The sequence below is a fragment of the Comamonas endophytica genome, assembly GCF_023634805.2.
Taxonomy (GTDB): Bacteria; Pseudomonadota; Gammaproteobacteria; order Burkholderiales; family Burkholderiaceae_C; genus Comamonas; species Comamonas endophytica.
Genome location: NZ_CP106881.1, coordinates 987,899 through 1,013,016, shown reverse-complemented (window position 1 = coordinate 1,013,016; position 25,118 = coordinate 987,899). Strand labels below are relative to the sequence as shown.

22 protein-coding genes are annotated in these 25,118 nt (G+C 68.6%); 16 read left to right on the top strand and 6 right to left on the bottom strand.

Annotated features, from left to right (window positions below):
- Positions 1-5: 5 nt before the first annotated feature.
- From pbpC to M9799_RS04425, 5 genes are all read left to right on the top strand, one after another.
- Positions 6-2,237 carry a penicillin-binding protein 1C gene (pbpC, locus tag M9799_RS04445; protein ID WP_231043968.1) on the top strand — a complete coding sequence of 744 codons (2,232 nt, stop codon included), beginning with the start codon at positions 6-8 and terminating at the stop codon, positions 2,235-2,237.
- A gap of 317 nt (positions 2,238-2,554) precedes the next feature.
- Entirely contained in the window at positions 2,555-3,688 is a 1,134-nt protein-coding gene (locus tag M9799_RS04440; RefSeq protein ID WP_231044220.1) for an alpha-hydroxy acid oxidase, read from the top strand.
- A 119-nt stretch (positions 3,689-3,807) separates the two neighbouring features.
- The gene (locus tag M9799_RS04435; protein ID WP_231043969.1) at positions 3,808-4,731 is read left to right on the top strand and encodes a DMT family transporter; all 924 of its coding nucleotides are present in this window, start codon (positions 3,808-3,810) and stop codon (positions 4,729-4,731) included.
- Positions 4,732-4,825: 94 nt separating this feature from the next.
- Positions 4,826-6,013, top strand: a complete 1,188-nt coding sequence (locus M9799_RS04430; protein ID WP_231044221.1) for a Y-family DNA polymerase — start codon at positions 4,826-4,828, stop codon at positions 6,011-6,013.
- A 102-nt stretch (positions 6,014-6,115) separates the two neighbouring features.
- The gene (locus M9799_RS04425; RefSeq protein ID WP_231043970.1) at positions 6,116-7,684 is read left to right on the top strand and encodes a methyl-accepting chemotaxis protein; all 1,569 of its coding nucleotides are present in this window, start codon (positions 6,116-6,118) and stop codon (positions 7,682-7,684) included.
- A 34-nt stretch (positions 7,685-7,718) separates the two neighbouring features.
- Here M9799_RS04425 and queF read toward each other — a convergent pair whose 3' ends face one another.
- From queF to M9799_RS04405, 4 genes are all read right to left on the bottom strand, one after another.
- The gene (queF, locus tag M9799_RS04420; RefSeq protein WP_231043971.1) at positions 7,719-8,564 is read right to left on the bottom strand and encodes an NADPH-dependent 7-cyano-7-deazaguanine reductase QueF; all 846 of its coding nucleotides are present in this window, start codon (positions 8,562-8,564) and stop codon (positions 7,719-7,721) included.
- A 51-nt stretch (positions 8,565-8,615) separates the two neighbouring features.
- Complete coding sequence (locus M9799_RS04415) at positions 8,616-9,488, bottom strand: 2OG-Fe(II) oxygenase (protein ID WP_231043972.1); 873 nt, start codon at positions 9,486-9,488, stop codon at positions 8,616-8,618.
- A 38-nt stretch (positions 9,489-9,526) separates the two neighbouring features.
- Positions 9,527-10,303, bottom strand: a complete 777-nt coding sequence (gene yaaA / locus M9799_RS04410; protein WP_231043973.1) for a peroxide stress protein YaaA — start codon at positions 10,301-10,303, stop codon at positions 9,527-9,529.
- Positions 10,304-10,377: 74 nt separating this feature from the next.
- Positions 10,378-13,575 carry an Rne/Rng family ribonuclease gene (locus M9799_RS04405; RefSeq protein WP_231043974.1) on the bottom strand — a complete coding sequence of 1,066 codons (3,198 nt, stop codon included), beginning with the start codon at positions 13,573-13,575 and terminating at the stop codon, positions 10,378-10,380.
- Between the two features lie 586 nt (positions 13,576-14,161).
- Between M9799_RS04405 and M9799_RS04400 the strand changes: the two genes are divergently transcribed.
- From M9799_RS04400 to M9799_RS04390, 3 genes are all read left to right on the top strand, one after another.
- A complete protein-coding gene (locus tag M9799_RS04400) occupies positions 14,162-15,166 on the top strand; it encodes an RluA family pseudouridine synthase (RefSeq protein WP_318530288.1) in 1,005 nt (334 codons plus the stop codon).
- Between the two features lie 35 nt (positions 15,167-15,201).
- A complete protein-coding gene (locus M9799_RS04395) occupies positions 15,202-15,867 on the top strand; it encodes an HAD family hydrolase (RefSeq protein WP_231043976.1) in 666 nt (221 codons plus the stop codon).
- A gap of 102 nt (positions 15,868-15,969) precedes the next feature.
- Positions 15,970-17,028: a S49 family peptidase gene (locus M9799_RS04390; protein WP_231043977.1), complete on the top strand. Its 1,059-nt coding sequence runs from the start codon at positions 15,970-15,972 to the stop codon at positions 17,026-17,028.
- Between the two features lie 199 nt (positions 17,029-17,227).
- On the opposite strand, the gene M9799_RS04385 is transcribed toward M9799_RS04390, so the two are convergent.
- Together M9799_RS04385 and M9799_RS04380 are read right to left on the bottom strand one after the other, a co-directional pair.
- Positions 17,228-18,013 (bottom strand): SAM-dependent methyltransferase, encoded by a 786-nt coding sequence (locus M9799_RS04385; protein ID WP_231043978.1) that lies wholly within the window; start codon positions 18,011-18,013, stop codon positions 17,228-17,230.
- On the bottom strand, positions 18,010-18,624 hold the full coding sequence (locus tag M9799_RS04380; RefSeq protein WP_231043979.1) for a Maf family nucleotide pyrophosphatase: 615 nt from the start codon (positions 18,622-18,624) through the stop codon (positions 18,010-18,012). The genes M9799_RS04385 and M9799_RS04380 overlap by 4 nt, the downstream gene beginning before the upstream one ends.
- 26 nt (positions 18,625-18,650) lie before the next feature.
- Between M9799_RS04380 and M9799_RS04375 the strand changes: the two genes are divergently transcribed.
- The 8 genes from M9799_RS04375 to fabF all read left to right on the top strand — a co-directional run bounded on the left by M9799_RS04375 (position 18,651) and on the right by fabF (position 25,112).
- A complete protein-coding gene (locus M9799_RS04375; protein ID WP_231043980.1) occupies positions 18,651-19,208 on the top strand; it encodes a YceD family protein in 558 nt (185 codons plus the stop codon).
- A gap of 207 nt (positions 19,209-19,415) precedes the next feature.
- Complete coding sequence (rpmF, locus tag M9799_RS04370) at positions 19,416-19,598, top strand: 50S ribosomal protein L32 (RefSeq protein ID WP_231043981.1); 183 nt, start codon at positions 19,416-19,418, stop codon at positions 19,596-19,598.
- Positions 19,599-19,710: 112 nt separating this feature from the next.
- A complete protein-coding gene (gene plsX / locus M9799_RS04365; RefSeq protein ID WP_231043982.1) occupies positions 19,711-20,757 on the top strand; it encodes a phosphate acyltransferase PlsX in 1,047 nt (348 codons plus the stop codon).
- A 12-nt stretch (positions 20,758-20,769) separates the two neighbouring features.
- Positions 20,770-21,747, top strand: a complete 978-nt coding sequence (locus M9799_RS04360; protein ID WP_231043983.1) for a beta-ketoacyl-ACP synthase III — start codon at positions 20,770-20,772, stop codon at positions 21,745-21,747.
- A gap of 54 nt (positions 21,748-21,801) precedes the next feature.
- Positions 21,802-22,746, top strand: coding sequence for an ACP S-malonyltransferase (gene fabD / locus M9799_RS04355; protein ID WP_231043984.1), 945 nt, complete (start codon positions 21,802-21,804; stop codon positions 22,744-22,746).
- The gene (fabG, locus tag M9799_RS04350; RefSeq protein ID WP_231043985.1) at positions 22,743-23,486 is read left to right on the top strand and encodes a 3-oxoacyl-ACP reductase FabG; all 744 of its coding nucleotides are present in this window, start codon (positions 22,743-22,745) and stop codon (positions 23,484-23,486) included. Before fabD ends, fabG begins: the two co-directional genes overlap by 4 nt.
- A 101-nt stretch (positions 23,487-23,587) precedes the next feature.
- Entirely contained in the window at positions 23,588-23,827 is a 240-nt protein-coding gene (gene acpP, locus M9799_RS04345) for an acyl carrier protein (RefSeq protein WP_048441207.1), read from the top strand.
- Between the two features lie 40 nt (positions 23,828-23,867).
- Complete coding sequence (fabF, locus tag M9799_RS04340) at positions 23,868-25,112, top strand: beta-ketoacyl-ACP synthase II (RefSeq protein WP_231043986.1); 1,245 nt, start codon at positions 23,868-23,870, stop codon at positions 25,110-25,112.
- Positions 25,113-25,118: the final 6 nt, after the last annotated feature.

The window sequence follows — 25,118 nt, the reverse complement described above, 5'->3', positions numbered from 1 at the left end:
CGGCCATGGGCGCAAAGCCGTGGCCGCGCGCGCTGGCGCTGTGCTGCCTGGCGCTGGCCGCTCCCGCCGCATGGGCACTGCCCAGCTACGAGGAGGTGCGCAGCGCGCACCGCCCCTCCGAAACCCTGCTGCTGTCGCGCGAGGGCGAGGTGCTGCAGCGGCTGCGCACCGATGCCAGCGTGCGCCGCGGCCAGTGGGTGGCGCTGGCCGATATCTCCCCGGCGCTGCGCACGGCGCTGGTGCTCGGCGAAGACCGGCGCTTCTATGAACACAGCGGCGTGGACTGGGCCGCGGTGTCCTCGGCGGCCTGGGGCCGGCTGTGGCACCAGCGCACGCGCGGCGCCAGCACCATCAGCATGCAGCTGGCGGGCCTGGTCGATGGCGACTGGCAGCGCGGCCCGGGCGGGCGCACGCTGGTGCAGAAGCTCGGCCAGAGCGTGGCGGCGCAGGTGCTGGACCGGCGCTGGCGCAAGGACCAGATCCTCGAGGCCTATCTGAACCTGGTGCCCTTTCGCGGCGAACTGGTGGGCATCGATGCACTGTCGCGCACCCTGTTCGGCAAGGCCGCGCACGGCCTGGACGCGCGCGAAGCCGCGGTGGCGGCGGTGCTGGTGCGCGCGCCCAATGCCCCGCCGCAGCGCGTGGCCGAGCGCGCCTGCGCGCTGCTGCAACAGGTGCAGCAGCAATCCATCGACTGCGATGCGCTGGCGCTGTTCGTCGAAGGCAGCCTGCGGCAGCGGCAGTGGCCTGCGGCCGAAGGTGTGGCGCCGCATTTCGCGCGCCGGGTGCTGGCGGAGACCGCCCATCCTTCGACCAGCTCAGGACGAACGGATAATTCCAAGCCGTTCACCCTGAGCCTGTCGAAGGGTGCCGTGCGCAGCACGCTCAGTGCCCCGCTGCAGCGCCATGCCGTGCGCAGCCTGCAGCGGCACCTGCGCGAACTGCAGGGCCGCAATGTGGAAGACGGCGCGGTGCTGGTGCTGGACAACGCCAGCGGCGAGGTGCTGGCCTGGGTCGGCTCCTCGGGTACGCTGAGCCAGGCCGGTGAGGTCGATGGCGTGCTGGCGCTGCGCCAGCCCGGCTCCACGCTCAAGCCCTTTCTCTATGCCCAGGCGCTGGCCGAGAAGCGGCTCACGGCGGCCTCGCTGATCGAGGATTCGCCGGCGCACATTCCCACGCCCGGCGGGCTCTACATCCCGCAGAACTACGACCGGCGCTTCAAGGGCTGGGTGCCGGTGCGCACGGCGCTGGCGGCCTCGCTCAACGTGCCGGCGGTGCGCACGCTGGCGATGGTCTCGCCCGACGCCTTCTTCGCGCAGCTGCGCGCCCTGGGACTGCCGCTGCGCGAGAGCGGCAGCTATTACGGCTACAGCCTGGCGCTGGGCAGCGCCGAGGTGCCGCTGCTGCAGCTCACCAATGCCTATCGCGCGCTGGCGAACGGCGGCTGCTGGCGGCCCGTGGCCGAAGCCGCGCGTTCCAGGCCCGCGTGCCAGCCCGCGCTCGATGCGCGCGCGGCATTCATCGTCGGCGATATCCTGTCCGACGGCAACGCGCGCGCGCCGACCTTCGGTACCGACAGCGTGCTGGCGACGCGCTTCTGGACGGCCGTGAAGACCGGCACCAGCAAGGACATGCGCGACAACTGGGCGGTGGGCTGGTCCCGGCATTACACCGTGGGCGTCTGGGTCGGCAATGCGGGCGGCGCGGCGATGCATGGCGTCAGCGGCAGCAGCGGCGCGGCGCCGGTCTGGGCCGAGGTCATGGCGCATTTGCATGCCGCCAGGCCCAGCCGCGCGCCTGCGCCGCCACCGGCCCTTGCGGGGCAGCCCGCACTGGTGCATGCCGCCGTGCGCTACGGGCCCGACCCGGCGACGGGCGAGCCCTTGTCCGCGGCGCGCAGCGAATGGTTCCTGCCGGGCACGCAGCAGGCGCTGTTCGCGCTCGAGCAGGGCGGGGCCCAGGCCGCGCCGGGCCGCATCCTGCGCCCCGCGCCCGGCACCATCGTCGCGCTTGACCCCGACATCCCACCCGAGCGCCAGCGTTTGCAATTCGCTGCCCAGCTGCCTTCGGGCGATGCGCGCGCGCTGCGCTGGTGGCTCGACGGCAAGGAAGTGGCGCGCGGCGCGCACTGGTCCTGGCTGCCGTGGCCGGGGAGGCATCGGATGGAGCTGCGGGATGCCGAGGGAGCGGTGTTGGACAGCGTGGCGTTCGAGGTCAGGGGGGCGAGGGTGAGGTGATTTCGGGGCCTGCACAGGGGCTTGTGGGGTAGGCCCGGTGTTTTCTAGAGGAGGGCCGTCCATCCTTCGACAGGCTCAGGACGAACGGTTTTCCTCCGTTCGCCCTGAGCCTGTCGAAGGGTGAATGGCCCCCCTCCAGTGAACCAGCGCGCCCGCCCTTGAGCCCTCTGTACAAAATTTCAACCCTCCCCAAATCCTTTCAGCCCCCCAACGCCCCCAGCCCAGCGCCTACGCAGTACGATCCGGATTCAAAAAACAGAGGCACCCCCGTGGCATCCGATCTCTCCAAAATCACCAGCATCGAAGACCTGCGCACCATGGCCAGGCGCCGCGTGCCGCGCATGTTCTACGACTACGCGGACTGCGGCTCGTACACCGAATGCACCTACCGCGCCAACGAGAGCGACTTCCAGCGCATCCAGCTGCGCCAGCGCGTGGCCGTCGACCTGAGCGGCCGCAGCACGCGCAGCACCATGCTGGGCGAGGAGGTGGCCATGCCGGTGGCCATCGCGCCGACGGGGCTCACGGGCATGCAGCATGCCGACGGCGAGATCCTGGGCGCGCGCGCGGCCAAGGAATTCGGCATTCCCTTCACGCTGTCGACGATGAGCATCTGCTCGCTGGAAGACATCGCCGAGGCCACGCAGCGCCACCCGTTCTGGTTCCAGCTGTACGTGATGCGCGACCGCTCCTTCATCGAGAACCTGATCGACCGGGCGCGGGCCGCGAACTGCACGGCGCTGCAGCTCACGCTCGACCTGCAGATCCTCGGCCAGCGCCACAAGGACATCAAGAACGGCCTGTCGGCGCCGCCGCGCCCGACGCTGCGCAACCTGCTGAACCTGGCCACCAAGCCGCACTGGTGCCTGGGCATGCTGGGCACGAAGCGGCGCACCTTCGGCAACATCGTCGGGCATGCCAAGGGCGTGTCGGACCTGTCGTCGCTGGGCGCGTGGACGGCCGAGCAGTTCGATCCGCAGCTGAGCTGGGCCGATGTCGAATGGATCAAGAAGCGCTGGGGCGGCAAGCTGATCCTCAAGGGCATCATGGACGCCGAAGACGCGCGCCTGGCGGTGGACAGCGGCGCCGACGCGCTGATCGTCAGCAACCATGGCGGGCGCCAGCTCGACGGCGCGCCCTCGACGATCGCGGCGCTGCCCTCGATCGTCGAGTCCGTGGGCAGGGACATCGAGGTCTGGATGGATGGCGGCATCCGCAGCGGCCAGGACGTGCTCAAGGCACGCGCGCTGGGCGCGCAGGGCACGCTGATCGGGCGCAGCTTCCTCTATGGCCTGGGCGCCTACGGCCAGGCCGGTGTGACACGCGCGCTGCAGATCATCCAGCGCGAGCTGGACATCAGCATGGCCTTCTGCGGCCGCACGCAGATCGACGATGTGGACCGCTCGATCCTGGTGCCCGGCACCTATCCGCTGCCGTTCCCGGCGGCTTGAAGACGCGCCGCCGCAATCGCTGATGGCTGCGGCGCGCCTCGCCAAAAGCGCAGCCGCGCACGGGCGCCCGGCGCTATGCTCGGGGCAGGGGGAGCCTCCTCCGTCTTCTGGCCTTTCGCATGTCCTCCTTTCTCCTTGATTCGTCCTGGCTCTGGGTGCCGATGGTGCTGTTCGCGGCGCTGGCCCAGACCGCGCGCAACGCCGCGCAGCGCTCCCTGACACAGGCCATCGGCACGCTGCCGGCGACGCTGGTGCGCTTTCTCTACGGCCTGCCTTTTGCGCTCCTGTGGCTCGGGTTCCTGTATCTGATCACGCCGCGCACGCTGCCCGACTTCAGCCCTGCCTACCTGGGCTGGATCGCACTGGGTGCGCTGTTCCAGGTGGGCGGCACGGCCATGCTGCTGCTGGCCATGAAGGCGCGCAACTTCGCCGTCGCCGTGACGCTGTCGAAGACCGAGGTGCTGCAGGTGGCGCTGTTTGGCACCGTGTTCCTGCACGAGTTGCCGACGGCGCTGGCCGTGGCGGCCATGGTGATCGCCACGCTGGGGGTGCTGATCCTGTCGCTGCCGCCGCGCGACAGGCGCTGGTCGCTGTCGGCCTGGTTCAGCCGCTCGGCGCTCTACGGCCTGGCCTGCGGCGCCTTCTTTGCGATTGCCGCGATCGGCTTTCGCGGCGGCGCGCTGGCGCTGGGCGAGCCGGTGCCGTGGATCAACGGCGCCTGGGGCGTGGTGCTGGCGCAGACGCTGCAGTCGCTGGTGCTGGGCGGCTGGATCGCCTGGCGGCATCCGGGCGGCATCGCGCCGGTGTTCCGCGCCTGGCGCGTGTCGCTGGTGGCGGGCAGCATGGGCGCGGCGGCATCGATGGCCTGGTTCACCGCCTATGCGCTGCAGGGCGCGGCCCACGTGCGCACGCTGGGCATGGTCGAGGTGGTGTTCAGCTACCTGGTCTCGCGCCGCGTGTTGCGCGAGCCGCTGAGCTGGCCGGAGAGGATCGGCATGCTGCTGATGCTCTTGGGATTGGTCCTGGTCACGCTGGAGTATTGACCACGCGCGGGCGCGCGTGTCCGTCTGCAAGCACAATCCGGTGGTGACCGAAAGCGCCGAAACGCCCCTGCCGCGCCGCATTGCCCACCTCGACATGGACGCGTTCTATGCCTCCGTCGAGCTGCTGCGCTATCCGCAGCTCAAGGGCCTGCCGCTGGTCATCGGCGGCAGCCGGCGCCGGCCCGACGACGCGCTGCTGCAGCGCCATGCCGGCCAGCCGCTGTCGGCCATTCCCGTCGAGGAATTCCCGCTGCTCAAGGACTATACCGGCCGCGGCGTCATCACCACCGCCACCTACCCGGCGCGCCAGTTCGGCATCGGCTCGGCCATGGGGCTGATGAAGGCCGCGCGGCTGTGTCCGCAGGCGATTTTGCTGCCCGTCGATTTTGCCGAGTACCGGCGCTTTTCGCGGCTGTTCAAGGAGGTGGTGCTGTCGATGGCGCCGCTGATGGAGGACCGCGGCGTCGACGAGGTCTACATCGATTTCACCGATGTGCCCGGTGGCCAGCGCCAGGGCGGGCGCGCGCTGGCCACGCTGATGCAGCGCGCGATCGCCGAGGCCACGGGCCTCACCTGCTCGATCGGCGTGGCGCCCAACAAGCTGCTGGCGAAGATGGCCAGCGAGTTCAACAAGCCCAATGGCATCTCCATCGTGCAGGCCGAGGACCTGGAGAAGCTGGTCTGGCCGCTGGCCTGCCGCAAGATCAACGGCATCGGCCCCAAGTCCGAGGAGAAGCTGCGGGCGCTGGGCATCGTGACCATCGCCGATCTCGCGGCGCGCCCGCGCAGCTGGCTGGTGCAGCAGTTCGGCAAGGCCTATGGCGCCTGGCTGCACGATGCCGCCTGGGGCCGCGACGACCGGCCCGTCGTCACCGAGAGCGAGCCGGTGAGCATGAGCCGCGAGACCACCTTCGAGCGCGACCTGCATGCGCAGGGCGACCGCGAGGAACTCGCGCGCATCTTCACGGCGCTGTGCGAGCAGGTGGCAGCCGACCTGCAGCGCAAGGGCTACTCGGGCCGCACCATCGGCATCAAGCTGCGCTATGCCGACTTCAGGATCGCCACGCGCGACATGACGCTGGAGCTGCCCATCGCCGATGCCGCCTCCATCCGCCGCGCCGCCGGCCAGTGCCTCAAGCGCGTGCCGTTGACGCAGCGCCTGCGGCTGCTGGGCGTGCGCGTGGGGGCGCTGGTGAAGGCGGGGGAGGAGGCGGCTTCGCCAGCGCCACTGGCGCGGCGCGCACGCGCCGGTGCCGACCCGTTCACGGCACCGCTTTTCTAGCCTTCAAAGCCCGGTGCGCCATGCGATGATCGCCGGTTGGCCCGTGTGTGGGCCTGCACGGCATGACCGTGCCCCAGAAATTGCCAGCCAGGAACCCAATGCATGCGTCTCAACTTGCCCGTCACCCAGAACAACCATGATTTTTCTGCGGAGGAACTGCTGGTCTCGACCACCAACACCAAGGGCGAGATCACGCATTGCAATGCCGCCTTTGCGCGCGTCAGCGGCTACTCCTACGAGGAACTGATGGGGCAGCCGCACAACCTGGTGCGCCACCCCGACATGCCCGAGGCGGCTTTCAAGGATATGTGGCGCACCATTGCCCATGGCTATCCCTGGACCGGCCTGGTCAAGAACCGGCGCAAGAATGGCGATCATTACTGGGTCAGCGCCAATGTCACGCCGATCATGGAAAACGGCAAGCCGCGCGGCTACATGTCGGTGCGCAGCAAGCCCGATGCGGCTGCGGTGCGAGAGGCCGAGGCCCTGTATGCGCGCTTGCGCGCCGAGGAAGCTGCGGGCCGGCCGACCCTGCGCCTGCGCGGCGGCGAACTGCGCCATCTGGGCTGGCGCGGTCTGTACAGCCGCTGGCAGGACCTGGGGCTGACGGCGCGCATGGCACTCATGCTGGCGCTGGTGGCGTTGCTGGCGCTGCTGCCCGATCTGCTGGGGTGGACCGGCCCGCAAGCCTGGGGCACGCGCGTGGGCGTGCTGGCGCTGGGCATGGGCTGGGTGCTGTGGCGCTTTCACGCGCGCTGCGCCGCCGGCCTCGACGCCGCGCAGCGCGTGGCGTCGGACCTGGCGGGCTGCAATCTGATGACCGCGTCCGACCCGCGCTACGCCAGTGCGCCCGGCGAGACGGGGACGCTGCTGCGCCGCATGCAGCAGATCCAGATCAATCTGCGCGCCGTGCTCGGCGATCTGCTGCACGATGCCCGCAGCTTTGTGCGGACCTCGCAGGAAATCGCCCAGGGCAGCATCGATCTGGCGGCGCGCACCGAGATCCAGGCTGGCAACCTGCAGCAGACCGCAGCCTCGATGGAGCAGCTCTCGGGCACCGTCAGCCAGACCGCCGATACCGCCCAGCGCATGGCCGGCGCCAGCGAGCACAGCACCCAGGCCGCGAGCCATGGCGGCGCGGCCATCCAGGAGGTCGGAGAGTCGATGGAGCGCATCCGCAGTTCCTCCACGCGCATGCGAGAGATCATCGGCGTCATCGAGAGCATTGCCTTCCAGACCAATCTGCTGGCCCTGAACGCCGCTGTCGAAGCCGCGCGCGCCGGCGAACAGGGGCGCGGCTTTGCGGTCGTGGCCGGCGAAGTGCGCGCGCTGGCGCAGCGCAGCGCAGCCTCGGCCAAGGAAATCGGCGTGCTGATCAACAGCACCGTGGACGGTATCCGCGACGGCAACGCGCGCATGGCCCAGGCCGGCGAGACCATCCAGGGCATGGTGGCAGCCGTGGACCGCGTGGGCGGCCTGGTGCACCAGATCAGCATCGCCACGCGCGAGCAGTCGCTGGGCATCGAGCAGGTCAACGAAGCCGTGGCCCGGCTCGATGCGGTGACCCAGCAGAACGTGGCGCTGGTCGAGGAGTCGGCCGCGTCGGCGGTCTCGCTGGGCCAGCGCGCGCAGATGCTGCAGCGCTCGGTGGCGGTGTTCAAGCTCGGTTGAGGCGGGGCGCCGCACCCGTGCCCCGGCGCCGGCCCTACTGCCGCGCGTTGCGGATATTGGCCGGCAGCGCCTGCGGATGGCTGGTGCGCAGCGGATTGATGTCCAGCCCGCCGCGGCGCGTATAGCGCGCATACACCGACAGCCGCTGCGGCGCGCAGCGCTGCCAGATGTCCATGAAGATGCGCTCCACGCACTGCTCGTGGAATTCGTTGTGGTTGCGAAAGCTCACCAGGTATTGCAGCAGGCGCTCCTCGTCGATCTTCGCGCCGGTGTAGCGGATCTGCACGCTGCCCCAGTCGGGCTGGCCCGTGACCAGGCAATTGCTCTTGAGCAGGTTGCTGGTCAGCGTCTCGGTCACGGCCGGCTCGCTGTGGTCGGCGCGCAGCAGCTCGGGCGCGGGCTGCCAGTGCGTGCATTCCACGTCCAGCCGGTCGAGGCTGATGCCGTCGAATTCCTGCACCTGCTGGCGGTCGAACATCTCGGGCAGCAGCAGCTGCACGCCGACGCTGCCGCGCTGCTCGCTGCCGCGCCAGGCGGCCTCGCCCAGATCGGCGCGCAGCCGCGCCTGCACTTCGCCGGCATCGGCAAGGCGCGTGTTGTTGAAGCTGTTGAGATAGAGCTTGAAGGACTTGCTCTCGATGATGTTCGGCGTCTCGCAGGGAATCGTCACATGCGCGAGCGCCACCTGCGGCTTGCCGCGCGGGTTCAGCCAGGACAGCTCGAAGGCGGTCCACAGATCGGCGCCGAAGAAGGGCGTCTGGCCCGTGAGTCCGAGCTCGGCGCGTTTGGTGGCGCGCGGCAGCGGAAACAGCAGGCTGGGGTCGTACTGGTCTGTATAGGCGGAAGTCTTGCCCAGCTGCGAATGTTCAGGCGTGTTCATGCGGGAATCTCGTGAGAGGCGCGGCGCGGGGCCGCGAGGGAAAAGGAGGTTTCAGTCGAAGCGGCCCTGGCGCAGCCACTTGGTGGCGATCCATTTCTCGCCCTGGATCACGGGCATGCCGCCATGCAGGGTGCGCGTGGCCGGGTCGGGGCGCGCGTAGCTGAAGAACACCGCGTGGCCGCGCTGCGGCACCACCTGCAGCCCGGCTTCGGGAAAGATGGTGGCGCCGCCCTGCGCCGGCTCGTTGAGATAGATGATCAGCGTGCCCACGCGCTGGCCGCCGCGGCGCACGATGCTGGCGGTGCCGGGTTCGTGGGGATCGAAATAATCGTGGTGCGGCTTGTACTCGGCGCCCGGGCCATAGCGCAGCACCTGCAGGCCCTCGCCGTTTTCCAGCGGCCAGTTCAGCAGCCGCGCGATGCGCTCCTCGAGCCGCTGCACCAGCGGCAGTTCGCCGCGCTGGAAGAACATGCCGTCGCTGGTGCGGTCGGCGTTGATCTCCTCGCCGCCCGAGGCGGTTTCCACCGTCAGGGAGCGCGCCAGGCGCGGGCGCGCGGCATCGATCAGCTGCGCGCATTCATCCGCCGAAAGGATCTCGCCAAACAGCACCACGCGCGGCGCGTCCATGCTCATCAGCACGCGCACCTCACGGTCGCCGGCATCGATGGCGCCGGGTTCGCCAGCGAGCTCCGGCTCGGGCAGACCCTGCACGCGCGTGGCCTCGCCGGGGGCGTCCGTCACGGCGTCCATCGCGGTTTCCGCTACGGAGCCCAGGGCTTCGCGCGCCACGCTTTCGTTCCAGCCGGCGGCCACCATGGCCGCGAGCAGCGGGCCGTCCTGCACGCCCAGCAGCCGCTGCTGGGTGATCCAGTCATGCAGTTGCGGGGAGGCGGCTTGGTCTTGCGTGGTGGAGCGGGAGGGCATGGAGGCAGGAGCTGTGGCGGGTGGAGTGGCCGGGCCGGTCATTCGGCCTTGCGGCGAAAGACCAGGCGTTCGGGCGTCGAGGCGGCTTCGGCAAAAGCATAGCCCTCGGCGGCAAACCCTTGCAACTGGGTGGGACGTGTCAGGCGCTGCTGCACGGCGTGGCGCGCCATCAGTCCGCGCGCGCGCTTGGCGTGGAAGCTGATGATCTTGTACTTGCCGGCCTTGAAGTCCTCGAACACGCACTCGACCACGCGCGCGCGCAGCTGCTTCAGCTGCACCGACTTGAAATACTCCTGCGAGGCCAGATTCACCACGACCGGCTCGGCCTCGCCCTCCAGGCGCTGGTTCAGATGCTCGGCAATGCGCGCGCCCCAGAACGCATAGAGGTTGCTGCCTGCGGCATTCTCCAGGCGCGTGCCCATCTCCAGCCGGTAGGGCTGCATCAGGTCCAGCGGGCGCAGCACGCCGTAGAGGCCGCTGAGCATGGCCAGATGCTCCTGCGCCCAGGCAATGTCGTCTGCCGACAGCGTGCCGGCATCCAGGCCCTCGTAGACATCGCCGTCGAAGGCAAACAGTGCCTGGCGCGCGTTCTCCGCGGAGAACCGGGGGCTCCAGGCTTCATAGCGCGCGACATTCAGCGCGGCCAGCTTGTCGCTCAGGCCCATCAGCGCGGCCAGCGACTGCGGGGTCTGCTGGCGCAGCACCTCGATCAGCTCGGCCGATTGCGCCACGAAAGGCGGCAGGGTGTGCTTCAGGCCGGCAGGCAGCGGCGATTCGTAATCCAGGGATTTGGCGGGGGACAGCAGAAGCAGCATGGTCTAGAACGGAACAGGAAAAGACAGGCCCAGAAACAACCAGGGGCCCCTGAAGGCCCCCGGTGTCAGCGCATTCAAGCGTTGGTGGACTGCCGCTCGAAGGGCAGCGTCATCTCGCGCAGGTCACGGCGGGTCTCCACCAGCACCAGCGGACCTTCGTCGATCACCACGGGCGCAGGGCGCTCGCGCGGCACGTGCACCGGCTTGGGCTCGGCTGCAATCGCGGCCTGCACGGCAGCGATCTTCTCGGCATCCGAGTTGACCCATTCCAGGCCGGATTCGCGGGCAATGCCCTGCAGCGCATCGAGCGGCAGGGTGAAGCTGGCGATCTGCGGCAGGCCGGATGCGGTGGGTGCGGCAGCCGGCGCTGCGGCAGCCGGTGCTGCGGCAGCCGGCGCTGCGGTAGCCGGTGCCGCCGCGGGAGCAGGAGCCGCCACAGGAGCAACAGCCACAGGCGCCAGCACCGGGGCCACAGGCTCTTGCACCGCAGCAGCGGGGGCAGGGGCCTGCGCCACGAAAGCCGGCACCGCGCGATCCTCGACCACGGAAGCTTCCGTCACGGCAGCCGGAGCCACTGGCGCTGCTGCCTCCACGGGAGCCTGTGCTGCCGGAGCTGCGGCCACGGGTCCTGCAGCGGGCGCGCTGAAGTAGCTGCGGCGTGCGGGCTCGACTTCGGCCTGCTCGGGCAGGGACACGGGAGCGTCCAGTTCCGGCGGCTGGCTGGCTTCGAATGCCGGCTGCGCGGAAGCGTCACGCGCGGGGCGCTCGCCACGCTCGCGGCGGTCGCGGCCGTAGCGGTCGCGCGAACGGCGCTGGCGGGGTTCGCCTTCACCGGCTGCGGGGGCCTGCTGGCCCTCGCCCTCGGCCTGTGCCAGCGGCTCCTGCGCCGCCGCGTTCAGGTCTTGCGGCAGGCGGTCCTGCGGCAGGCGATCCTGCGGCAGGCGGTCCTGCGGCTGGCCTTCGGCAATGGGGGCTTCCACGGAACGGGGCGCGCGTTCACGGCGCTCGCCGCGTTCACCGCGCTCGCCACGTTCGCGGCGGCCGTTGCCTTCGGCGCGCTCGCCGCGTTCGCGGCGCGGGCCGCGCTCGCTGCGGCCTTCGGCCTCGAGGGAGACTTCATTCTCGGCAGCGCCGACCTGTGCCAGATGCGCCGCGGCTTCCAGCGGCTGGCGTGCTTCCTGCTCGCGGCGCTCGTTGCGCTCGCCGCGCTCGCCACGTTCACCGCGGTTGCGGCCGTTGCGTTCGCCTTCCGGACGTCCGCTGCGCTCGCCTTCGGGACGGCCATTGCGGCCTTCGGCGCGTTCGCCGCGGCGGCCACGGCCTTCGCTGGCTTCGCGGCCGCCTTCACGCGGGCCGTTGCGCTCGCCGCGGCGGCCGCGGCTCTCGCCGTTGCGGCCTTCGCCCGGACGGCCTTCGCGGCGGGCCTCACGGGCTTCGCGTGCGGCAGACGCTTCGGGCGTGGCCGCCACCGGCGTATCTGCCACGGGCGGGGTGCCGAAGCCGAACAGGTTCTTGAGCCAGGCAAAGAAGCCCTGCTCGCGCTGCACCGGGGCGCGCGGCGCGGCATTGGCCGGGCGTGCAGGACGGGCAGCGGTGCCGGCGCCCGGCGCAGCGGTGCGCGCAGTGGCGGCCGGCGCGGCTTCGGCACGTGGTTCCGCCACGGGAGCGGGCGTATCGCGCAGCACGCCCTTGATCACCGGCGTCTGCTTGTTGGTGGGCTCCTGCGAGCGGCGCGTCACGGCGGTGTTGGCCTCGACCTCGTCCGCCAGCTTGTAGCTGGCATCGAGGTTTTCCAGGCGCGGATCGTCGTGCTTGAGGCGCTCGAGCTTGTAGTGCGGCGTCTCCAGCGTCTTGTTGGGCACCATCAGCACCGACACGCGCTGCTTGAGTTCGATCTTGGCGATCTCGTTGCGCTTCTCGTTGAGCAGGAACGAGGCCACTTCCACCGGCACCTGGCAGTGCACGGCGGCGGTGTTGTCCTTCATGGACTCTTCCTGGATGATGCGCAGGATCTGCAGCGCCGAGCTCTCGGTGTCGCGGATGTGGCCCGAGCCACCGCAGCGCGGGCAGTTGATGTGCGCGCCTTCGGACAGCGCGGGCTTGAGGCGCTGGCGGCTCATCTCCATCAGGCCGAACTTGCTGATGCTGCCGAACTGCACGCGCGCGCGGTCCTGGCGCAGCGCGTCGCGCAGGCGGTTCTCGACCTCGCGGCGGTTCTTCGACTCTTCCATGTCGATGAAGTCGATGACGATCAGCCCGCCCAGGTCGCGCAGGCGCATCTGGCGCGCGACTTCGTCGGCGGCTTCGAGGTTGGTGCGCGTGGCGGTTTCCTCGATGTCGCCGCCCTTGATGGCGCGCGCCGAGTTCACGTCCACCGAGACCAGCGCCTCGGTGTGGTCGATCACCACGGCGCCGCCCGAGGGCAGGGTCACGGTGCGCGAATAGGCGGATTCGATCTGGTGCTCGATCTGGAAGCGGCTGAACAGCGGGGCGTCGTCGCGGTAGCGCTTGACCCGGGCGGCGTGCTCGGGCATGACGTGCGCCATGAACTGCTGCGCCTGTTCGTAGATGTCGTCGGTGTCGATGAGGATGTCACCGATCTCGTTGTTGAAGTAGTCGCGGATCGCACGGATCACCAGGCTCGATTCCTGGTAGATCAGGAAGGCGCCCTTGCCACCCCGGGCCGCGCCGTCGATGGCGCTCCAGAGCTTGAGCAGGTAGTTCAGGTCCCATTGCAGTTCGGGGGCGCTGCGGCCGATGCCGGCGGTGCGCGCGATGATGCTCATGCCCTTCGGGTATTCGAGCTGGTCCATCGCTTCCTTGAGCTCGGCCCGGTCCTCGCCCTCGATGCGGCGCGAGACGCCGCCGCCGCGCGGGTTGTTGGGCATCAGCACGACGTAGCGGCCGGCCAGCGAGATGAAGGTGGTGAGGGCCGCGCCCTTGTTGCCGCGCTCTTCCTTTTCGACCTGGACCAGCATTTCCTGGCCTTCGCGGATCACGTCGTTGATGCGCGCCTGGCTGGGGGGCACGCCCTCGGCGAAGTACTGGCGCGAGATTTCCTTGAAGGGCAGGAAGCCGTGGCGGTCTTCGCCGTAGTCGACGAAGCAGGCTTCCAGCGAAGGCTCGACCCGGGTGACCACTGCCTTGTAGATGTTGCCCTTGCGTTGCTCGCGGCCTTCGATCTCGATCTCGTAATCCAGCAGCTTCTGGCCGTCGACGATGGCCAGGCGGCGTTCTTCGGCCTGCGTAGCGTTGATGAGCATCCGTTTCATGATGCGTTTCCTTTGTTCGTTATGGAGGCGGGCCGGTCGGCAGCCATTTGCTGCTTGACCGGCTCGCCTGTGACTGTCAATCAAAGACGGGCTCTATCGGAGCCGATGATGCCGGACTGACGTCTTGAAACGAAAAGGAATGGCCGGGAATGCCGCGGATGCTGAGCGTCATTGGTTATGTCAGCAAGGGGGGCAAGGGCGCTTGGATGGGAGCGAGTGAATGCGCGTGCCGCTGGATCCCGGGAGGGAAAAGCGCCAGCGCGGGAGAAGCCGGGACCCGAGCGCGGACGGGCCGGTGCGGAGGTGAAGACCCCCGTCCCAACAAGACCATCCATGCATAAAGAATCCACATGCTCGCTTTGATCCGCTGGCAGGGGCGAACGCCGGGTCCGCTTGAGGCTGCCAACTTGAGATTCCGTATCAGTGTTTCAATTCGTCAGATTGCCCGGTGTGGCGCAGGCAATACAGGCATCCGGCCTGCAATTTGCGTGTGCGACACCGGCTGGCATCGACCTGCCTGCGCAGCGGGAAATGGCTGGTGGACTAAACTCCATGCAAATCAACCACTTACACTAGTATCGCGCAGGTGAAACACATTATAGAGGGCAAACCGGCAGTGGACCGAGCCCAAGGCACCACATCTCCCGCGGCACGCTTCATCGCCGTCGACGCCGATTCCGCCGGCCAGCGCCTGGATAACTTCCTGATACGCCACCTCAAGGGGGTGCCAAAAACCCATGTCTACCGCATCATCCGCAGCGGCGAAGTGCGCATCAACAAGGGCCGCGCCAGCGCCGACACGCGCGTGACCGAGGGCGACAGCGTGCGCCTGCCGCCGGTGCGGGTCTCCGACAAGGCCGCCGAAAAGGCAGCGCACCCGGCGCCGGCGCGAGAATTCCCCCAGCTGCTCGAGGACGAGCACCTGCTGGCCATCGACAAGCCCGCGGGCGTGGCCGTGCATGGCGGCAGCGGCGTGAGCTTCGGCGTGATCGAGCAGCTGCGCCAGGCGCGTCCCGAAGCCCGCTTTCTCGAACTCGTGCACCGGCTCGACAGGGAAACCTCGGGGATCCTGCTGGTCGCGAAGAAGCGCTCGGCGCTGACCGCGCTGCAGGACCAGTTCCGCGAGCGCGAGACCGGCAAGACCTACCTGGCGCTGGTGCAGGGCAGCTGGCCGGCCAACAGGAAGGTCATCGACACGCCGCTGCACAAATACCTGCTGCCCGACGGCGAGCGCCGCGTGCGCGTGACCACGGCCGACGACCCCGACGGCATGCGCTCGGTGACGCTGGTCAGGGTGCGCACGCAGATCGCCGCGCGGCCGCTGCAGGGCCTGCCGGCGATGAGCCTGCTGGAGGTCACTATCAAGACCGGGCGCACGCACCAGATCCGCGTGCACCTGTCCTCGCAGGGCCATGGCATCGTCGGCGACGACAAGTACGGCGACTTCGATTTGAACCGCCGCGTGCAAAAGCACGGCCTCAAGCGCATGTTCCTGCATGCCTGGCGGTTACAGTTCAACCATCCGGCATCGGGCGAACGCGTGGAGCTGCGCGCGGAGCTGCCTGCGGAGCTTGCCGGTTTCGTGGCCTGAACGGGCCTTTTCCTGTTGCTTTCGACGAAATTAGCATGTCTCTTTCTTCCCGCCGCTTCGACCTGATTGCCTTCGACTGGGACGGCACGCTGTACGACTCGACGGCCGCCATTACCAAGAGCATCCAGGAAGCGGTGCGCGACGTGGGCGGCCAGGTGCCGACCCACGAAGCCGCCTCCTATGTGATCGGCATGGCGCTGATGCCGGCGCTGGCGCATGCCGCGCCCGACGTGCCGCCCGAGAAATACCCCGAGCTGGGCAACCGCTACCGCTACCACTACCTGCAGCACCAGAACGACCTGAGCCTGTTCGAGGGCGTGGTGCCGATGCTCGAGGCGCTGCGCGAGCGCGGCCATCTGCTCACGGTGGCCACCGGCAAGAGCCGGCGCGGCCTGGACGAGGTGCTGGCGCGGGTGCCGCTCAGGGGCCTGATCGACGGCTCGCGCACTGCCGATGAGACCGCGGGCAAGCCGCATCCGCTGATGCTGCAGGAGCTGATGGCCGAATTCGGCGTCGAGCCGGGGCGCGTGCTGATGATCGGCGACACGACGCACGACCTGCTGATGGCGCGCAATGCCGGCTGCGCCAGCGTGGGCGTGGCCTATGGCGCGCATCCGTCGCTGAACTTCGCCGAGCTGCTGCCGCTGCATGTGGCGGACACCGTGGCCGACCTGCACCAGTGGCTGCAGGCCAACGGTTGAGCGCCAAAGGGTCCCGGCTCCGGGTGCAATGGCATTGCGCAAAGCCCGGGGTTGCGGCGCGCTGGCATACTTCCGATGACCTGATACCTGTCGAGTGATGACATGACCACCCCTCTGCCTCCTGGAACCCCCGGCTCCGAACCCTTGCCTCCCGCGGCGCCCGACCTGTGGGCCGAGGAGCGGCCGGACAGCGCCGCGCCCGCGCCCGCGGCCGCAGCCGCGCGGGCGCAGGTCCCGGGCTGGGAGCGCGAGGTGCTGGAGAACCTGGTCATGGCCACCATCCGCGAGCAGCGCGCCGCGCGCCGCTGGCGCCTGTTCGGCCGCATGTCCTGGCTGCTGGTGCTGCTGCTTCTGGGCTGGATGATGTTCGGCCGCGACGTGGCGACCACCACCGTGAGCGGCCCGCACACCGCCGTCGTGGACGTCAAGGGCGAAATCGCCGCCGGCGCCGAAGCCAGCGCCGAGTTCGTCGTCGCCGCCATGCGCAGCGCCTTCGAGGATTCGGGCTCGCGCGCCGTGGTGCTGCTGATCAACTCCCCGGGCGGCAGCCCGGTGCAGGCCGGCATCATCAATGACGAGATCCTGCGCCTCAAGGCCAAGCACGACAAGCCGGTCTATGCGGTGGTCGAGGAAACCTGCGCCTCCGCGGCCTACTACATTGCCGCCGCGGCCGACGCGATCTATGTCGACAAGGCCAGCATCGTCGGCAGCATCGGCGTGCTGATGGATGGTTTCGGCTTCACCGGCACGATGGAAAAGCTCGGCGTCGAGCGCCGCCTCATGACCGCTGGCGAGAACAAGGGCTTTCTGGATCCCTTCAGCCCGCAGTCCGAAGCCCAGCGCCAGCATGCGCAGAACATGCTGGACCAGATCCACCAGCAGTTCATCAACGTCGTGAAGAACGGCCGCGGCGAGCGCCTGAAGATCGATGCCGACACCTTCAGCGGCCTGTTCTGGACCGGCCAGCAGGCCGTCGAGATGGGCCTGGCCGACAAGCTCGGCAACCTCGACTATGTGGCGCGCGAGGTCGTCAAGGTCGAGGAGGTCATCGACTACACGCGCCGCGACAATGTGGCGGAACGGCTGGCCAAGCGCTTTGGCGCGGCGATCGGGGGCGGGGCGGTGCAGACGCTGCGCTCGGCGCTTCCGGTGTTGCGTTGAGGTTCATGGCTCTTTTCGAGGGCAGGCCGTCCACCCTTCGACAGGCTCGGGGCGAACGGTTACGCCCCCAGTCTGCTCTGCGCTAAATTAAGCGCGGCCGGCCTTCAACCCGTTCGTGCTGAGCCTGTCGAAGCATGAACGGCCTGCCCTATAGCAAGGTGGCAGCTTGCCGAGAAAAACGAAGCCAGCCCCGCACCCCTCACCTCCCCAGTGCAAACACCACCGGCGTGCGGTTGTCCGCCGGCACCGGCAGTTGCTTCCACTCGCGCACCAGCCGGCTCTCGATGCGCGCCGTGGCCAGCGTCAGACCCGCGGCCAGCGCCAGGCGGCTGTTGGGCTGCAGCGTCTGCAGCAGCGCCTGCCACAGCGCCGGGTTGCGGTAGGGCGTCTCGATGAACAGCTGGGTCTGGCCCTGGCGCAGCGCCAGCGCCTCGAGCTCGCGGATGCGCTGGCCGCGCGCCGCGCCGTCCTGCGGCAGGTAACCGACAAACGCGAAATTCTGGCCGTTGAGCCCGCTGGCGGCCAGCGTCAGCAGCAGCGAGACCGGGCCGACCAGCGGCGCCACCGTCAGCCCCAGGTCATGCGCGGCGCGCACGATGGAGCTGCCCGGGTCGGCAATGGCTGGCATGCCGGCTTCGCTGACCAGGCCGATATCGTGGCCCTGCAGGGCCGGCGCCAGGAGCAGCTTGGCATCGAACACCGCGCTGCCCCTGTCCCCGTGGTCGCCTTTCTTGTGCGCCTCGCGCGGCAGCTCGACGATGGACTGCGCCTGCAGCGGCGCGGCCAGCGGGAAGAGGGGGGCAATGCGGTTCAGGTAGCCGCGCGTGCTCTTGGCGTTCTCGCAGATCCAGTGCGTGAGGCCGGCGGCGCGGCGCAGCGTGGCCTCGGGCAGCACGTCGCCCAGCGGGGACTGGCTGTCGCAGCCGAAGTCCAGCGGCGCGGGCACGAGGTACAGCGTGCCGCGGGAGGAGGGGGCGGCGCTCATGGCAGTTGCAGCCCGGCGGCGCGCAGCAGCTGGGCGGTGCGGATCAGCGGCAGGCCGATCAGTGCCGTCGGGTCGTCATTGACGATCTGCGTGAGCAGCGTGATGCCCAGTCCCTCGCTTTTGGCGCTGCCCGCGCAGTCGTAGGGCTGCTCGGCGCGCAGGTAGCGCTCGATCTCGTCGTCCGTCAGCTCGCGGAACTGCACTTCCACCGTCGCCAGCGCGGTCTGCGCAAAGCCGCTGGCCTGGCAGACCACGCTGACGGCGGTCTCGAAAAGCACCGTCTGGCCGCGCATGGCCTGCAGCTGGCGCACCGCGCGCTCATGGGTCAGGGGCTTGCCCAGCGGCTGGCCCGCGAGGTCGGCAACCTGGTCGGAGCCGATCACGATGGCTTCGGGGTGCAGCGCGGCCACGGCGCGCGCCTTGGCTTCGGCCAGGCGCCGCGCCAGCGCGCGCGGGGCCTCGCCCAGCGCCGGGGTTTCGTCGACTTCGGGCGACACCGTCTCGAACGCAAGGCCCAGGCGCGACAGCAGTTCGCGCCGGTAGCGCGAGGTCGAGCCCAGGATCAGGGAGCGCGGGCGCAAAGGATTCGGAATGGCAGGGGATTCAAGCATGCGCCGATTCTCTTACACTGGCCGCCATGACCAAGGAATTTTCCCCGGACCGGCTCGATGTCAAGGCGTTTGCGCAGGCGCAGGCGCACCTCGAGGGCCAGGATCCGCTTTCGCGATTCAAACGCCTGGTGCTCGAATCCCAGGGCCCGCACGATGATGTCCAGGTCCGCTGGGCGGCCCAGGGCGAGCTGCGCACCGAGCCCGGGGCGCTGTCGCAGACCTGGCTGCACCTGCAGGCCGAGGTGGACCTGCCGATGGTCTGCCAGCGCTGCCTCACGCTGGCTTCCATCCCCCTGGATGTGGACCGGTCTTTCCGCTTCGTCGCCGATGAAGCCACGGCCGAGGCGCTCGATGATGAAAGTGAGGAGGACCTGCTGGCATTGAGCAAGGACTTCGCGCTGCTCGAGCTGCTCGAGGACGAGCTGCTGATGGAGCTGCCCGTGGTGCCGATGCACGACGTCTGCCCCGAAAGCCTGCCGCTGGCCTCGAGCGACGAGGATTTCAACCAGGCGACGAGCGAGAAGCCCAACCCCTTCGCGGCGCTGGCCAGCCTGCGCATCGCCAAGCCGAAGCCAGACGCCTGAACCGGGTCGCCGCCACTTCCCTCCTGCGCCTGCAGCGCCGAACCTCCTGCGCCTGCAGCGCAGAACCTCCTGCGCCTGCAGCGCAGGAGTGGGTATTACCCTTTCCCCGGGGTTTGCGTTATACTCTTAGGCTTCTCGCGAATCCCCTCGTGTCTTCAATGGGCTGATCGCGTTTTTTACCAACCCCTTCAAGACTCAGGAGCCACCATGGCTGTTCAGCAAAACAAGAAATCCCCCTCCAAGCGCGGCATGCACCGTTCGCACAACGCCCTGAACGTGCCCGGCATCGCCGTCGAGCCGACCACGGGTGAAACCCACCTGCGCCACCACATCAGCCCCAGCGGCGTCTACCGCGGCCGCCAAGTGCTGAAGAACAAGTCCGAAGCCTGATCTTCGACCGCTCCCACAGGGCCCGCGGCTACACACTGAGTAGCGCGGGCTTTTGTGTTTTTGAACGCATCATTTTTCTTTTGAGACCTTCCTGAAGGTCCGCAGGTCGCCCATGATCACACTGGCTGTTGACTGCATGGGGGGCGATCACGGCCCCCGCGTCACGCTCGCGGCGTGCCGTCAGTTTCTTGACAAGCATCCCCAGGCGCATCTTCTGCTCGTCGGCAGGCCCGAGAGCCTGCAATCCTTCCAGCACGAACGTGTGACCCTGGTGCCGGCGGCCGAAGTCGTCGGCATGGACGACCCGGTTGAAGTCGCGCTGCGGCGCAAGAAGGACTCTTCCATGCGCGTCGCCGTGGAGCAGGTCAAGAAAGGTGCCGCCGCCGCTGCCGTGTCGGCCGGCAACACCGGCGCGCTGATGGCCATTGCGCGCTACGTGCTCAAGACCCTCGAGGGCATCGACCGCCCGGCCATCGCCGCGCAACTGCCCAACGGCCTGGGCCGGGCCACCACCGTGCTGGACCTGGGCGCCAACGTCGATTGCACCGCCGAGCACCTGCTGCAGTTCGCCTTCATGGGCACGGCCCTGGTGTCGGTGCTGGACGAAGGCTCGAAGGCTTCGGTCGGCCTGCTCAACATCGGCGAAGAGGCGATCAAGGGCAGCGACGTCATCAAGCGCAGCGGCGAGCTGCTGCGCCAGGCGGGGCAGGCCGGTGAGCTGAACTTCTTCGGCAACGTCGAAGGCAACGACATCTTCAAGGGAACGGTCGACATCGTGGTGTGCGACGGCTTCGTCGGCAACGTGGCGCTCAAGACCAGCGAAGGCGTGGCCTCGATGATCAGCAACGGGCTCAAGCAGGAGTTCAAGCGCAACCTGCTGACCAAGCTGGCGGCCGCAGTGGCCTATCCCGTGCTGTCGGCGCTGATGAAGCGCATGGACCACCGCCGCTACAACGGCGCGGCGCTGCTGGGCCTGCGCGGCCTGGTGTTCAAGAGCCATGGATCGGCCGATGCGATTGCTTTCGAGTACGCGCTGAGCCGGGCGTATGATGCGGCCTGCAATAACTTGCTTGACCGCGTTCAGTCCCGGATCGCCCGCGCCGCTCCCCTGCTGGACGCCGTGCCAGCCACTCCGGCTGCCCCTGTGTCGGCGTCTTGAGCTTAAAAACAGATGAGAATCTATTCCCGCATCACCGGCACCGGAAGCTACCTGCCGCCCCGGCGTGTGACCAATCAGGACATCCAGGCCGATCTGGCCACGCGCGGCATCGAGACTTCGGACGAATGGATCGTCGAGCGCACCGGCATCCGCGCCCGGCATTTCGCCGCGCCCGATGTCGCCAGCAGCGACCTGGCGCTGGAAGCGGCGCGCAACGCGCTCGAGGCCGCGGGCCGCACGGCCGCCGACGTGGACCTGATCATCGTCGCCACCTCCACGCCCGACATGGTCTTCCCGTCCAGCGCCGCGATCCTGCAGCACAAGCTGGGCGCGAGCGGCTGCCCGGCATTTGACGTGCAGGCGGTGTGCAGCGGCTTCGTCTACGCGCTCACGGTGGCCGATGCCCTGGTCCAGACCGGCAGCGCCAAATGCGCGTTGGTCATCGGCGCCGAGGTCTTCAGCCGCATCCTGGATTTCAACGACCGCACGACCTGCGTGCTGTTCGGCGATGGCGCGGGCGCCGTGGTGCTGGAGGCTTCGGAGCAGCCGGGCATCCTGGCCAGCGACCTGCATGCCGACGGCAAGCACAGCGGCATCCTGTGCGTGCCCGGCAACGTCTCGGGCGGCAAGGTGCTGGGCGACCCGGTGCTGAAGATGGACGGCCAGGCGGTGTTCAAGCTGGCCGTGGGCGTGCTCGAGAAGGCCGCGCGCGCCACGCTCGACAAGGCCGGCATGACCGATGCCGACATCGACTGGCTGATTCCCCACCAGGCGAACATCCGCATCATGCAGAGCACCGCCAAGAAGCTCGGGCTGCCGATGGAGAAGGTCATCGTCACCGTCGACCAGCACGGCAACACCTCGGCGGCGTCGATTCCGCTGGCGCTGGACCATGGCGTGCGCAGCGGCCAAATCAAGCCCGGCCAGAACCTGCTGCTCGAAGGCGTGGGCGGGGGCTTCACCTGGGGCGCGGTGCTGCTCAAGCTGTAACCGCCGGCGGCCAAGGGGCCGCCTTTTTTCCAAAACTAAAAGAAGATCGTGAGCATGAAGAAATTTGCATTTGTCTTTCCTGGCCAGGGATCGCAGTCCGTGGGTATGCTGGACGCCTGGCAGGACCATCCGGTGGTCGTGCAGACCCTGCAGGAAGCTTCCGACGCGCTGGGCGAGGATGTCGCCCAGCTGATCCACGCAGGCCCGAAGGAAGCGCTGGCCCTGACCACCAACACCCAGCCGGCGATGCTGGTCGCGGGCGTGGCCGCATGGCGCGTCTGGTGCGCCGAAGGCGGCGCGCAGCCCGAGGCGCTGGCCGGCCATTCGCTGGGCGAGTATTCGGCGCTGGTGGCATCGGGCGTGTTGACGCTGGCCCAGGCCGCGCCGCTGGTGCGCTTGCGCGCGCAGGCCATGCAGGAAGCCGTGCCCGTGGGCGCCGGCGCGATGGCCGCCATCCTCGGCATGGGTGCGGATGCGGTGACCGCAGGCTGCGCCGAAGTCACGGCCCGCCTGGGCGGCACCGAAGCCGTCGAAGCGGTGAATTTCAACGATCCCGCGCAGACCGTCATTGCCGGCAGCAAGCTGGCGGTGGAAAAGGCCTGCGAGGCGCTCAAGGCCGCGGGCGCCAAGCGCGCGCTGCCGCTGCCGGTGTCGGCGCCGTTCCACTCCAGCCTGATGAAGCCCGCCGCCGAGAAGCTGCGCGCGGCGCTGGCGCAGACCGTGCTGGCGGCACCGACGATTCCGGTCATCAACAACATCGACGTCGCGGTGCAGGCCGAGGCCGATGCCATCCGCGACGCTCTGTACCGCCAGGCCTTCGGGCCGGTGCGCTGGGTCGAGTGCGTGCAGGCCATGAAGGCCCGCGGCATCACCCACCTGGTCGAATGCGGCCCGGGCAAGGTGCTGACGGGCCTGACCCGGCGCATCGACGCCGAACTCACGGGCGCAGCCCTCTACGATCCGGCCACACTGGCCGAAGTGAAAGAACTGATCGCATGACAGAAAACTCCAAACCCCAAGTGGCCCTGGTGACCGGCGCCACGCGCGGCATTGGCGCCGCCATCGCGCTGGAACTGGCCGGTCGCGGCTACCAAGTGGTCGGCACGGCCACCTCCGACAGCGGCGCCGAGCGCATCGGCGAGGCCCTGGCGGCCTTTCCCGGCTGCCGCGGCGTCAACCTCAACGTCACCGACGGCGCGGCCGTCGAGGCGCTGATCGACGGCATCGTCAAGGCCCAGGGCGGCCTGCACGTGCTGGTCAACAACGCGGGCATCACGCGCGACCAGCTGGCCATGCGCATGAAGGACGAAGACTGGGACGCGGTGATTGACACCAATCTCAAAGCGGTCTTCCGCGTCAGCCGCGCCGCCATCCGTCCGATGATGAAGCAGCGCTTTGGCCGTATCATCTCGATCACCAGCGTGGTTGGCGCCTCCGGCAATCCGGGCCAGGCCAACTACGCGGCCGCCAAGGCCGGCGTTGCCGGCATGACGCGCGCGCTGGCGCGCGAGCTGGGCAGCCGAAACATCACCGTCAACTGCGTGGCCCCCGGTTTCATTGAAACCGACATGACCGCACAGCTGCCGCAGGAGCAGCGCCAGGCGCTGCAATCGCAGATTGCCCTGGGGCAACTGGGTCAGCCGTCCGACATCGCACACGCCGTCGCCTACCTCGCATCCTTGGGTGCAGGTTACGTGACAGGGCAGGAATTGCATGTCAACGGTGGCATGTACATGTAATTGTCAAGAGTCAACGCCGTATGTCCGAACGGCAGCTGTGCAGGGGTTTTGCTCCAAGCAGCTAGAATCGCGGATTCATTCACAACCCCCAGAGGGAAACCATGAGCGATATCGAAGCACGTGTCAAAAAAATCATCGCCGAACAACTCGGCGTGGAAGAGTCTCAAGTCACCAGCGAAAAGGCCTTCGTGGCTGATCTGGGTGCCGACTCGCTGGACACCGTGGAACTGGTGATGGCTTTGGAAGACGAGTTCGGCATCGAGATTCCCGACGAAGACGCCGAGAAGATCACGACGGTGCAGAACGCCATCGACTACGCCAACACCCACCAGAAGGCCTAAAGGCCTGCGCGCATTGCGCGTTCAGTAGAAAGTTTTACGCATGAGCCGTCGTCGCGTTGTCGTGACCGGCCTGGGTTGCATCAGCCCCGTAGGTAACACGGTGGCGGATGCCTGGGCCAATATCCTGGCCGGCCAGTCCGGAATTGACCTCATCACGAAGTTCGACACCTCGAACTTCTCCTGCAAGATCGCGGGTGAGGTCAAAGGATTTGATGTCGAGTCCTATATCAGCGCAAAGGATGCGCGCGGTATGGACAGCTTCATCCACTATGGCATTGCGGCCGCGGCGCAGGCGGTGCAGGATGCGGGCCTGCCCACGGGCGAAGCCCTGTCCGAGGACCTTGCCACGCGCATCGGCTGCGTGGTGGGCTCCGGCATCGGCGGCCTGCCGCTGATCGAGAATACACAGATCGAACTGGGCAACCGCGGCCCGCGCCGCATCACCCCGTTCTTCGTGCCCGCGTCCATCATCAACATGGTGGCCGGCCACGTGTCCATGCGCTTCGGCTTCAAGGGCCCGAACCTCGCCGTGGTCACGGCCTGTACCACCGGGCTGCACTGCATCGGCGAAGCCGGCCGCATGATCGAGTACGGCGACGCCGACGTGGTGATCGCCGGCGGCACCGAAGCCACGGTCTCGCCCCTGGGCGTGGGCGGCTTTGCCGCCATGCGTGCGCTTTCGACGCGCAACGACGACCCGAAGACGGCGTCGCGTCCCTGGGACAAGGACCGTGACGGCTTCGTGCTGGGCGAGGGCGCCGGCATGCTGGTGCTCGAGGAGTACGAGCACGCCAAGGCCCGCGGCGCCAGGATCTACGCCGAACTGGCGGGCTACGGCATGAGTGCCGACGCCGGCCACATGACCGCGCCCAACATGGACGGCCCACGCCGCGCCATGCTCAACGCCATGCGCAATGCAGGAGTCAACGCCGACCAGGTGGACTACCTCAACGCCCATGGCACTTCCACGCCGCTGGGCGACCTCAACGAGACGCGCGCCATCAAGGCCGCGCTCGGCGACCATGCGAAAGACATGGTGGTGAGCTCGACCAAGTCGATGACCGGCCACCTGCTGGGCGGCGCCGGCGGCATCGAGAGCGTGTTCACGGTGCTGGCGCTGCACCACCAGAAGGTGCCGCCGACCATCAACATCTTCTCGCAGGATCCGGACTGCGATCTCGACTACTGCGCGAATACCGCGCGGGACATGAAGATCGACGTGGCGCTGAAGAACAACTTCGGTTTCGGCGGGACCAACGGCTCGCTGATCTTCAAGCGGATCTGATTCACC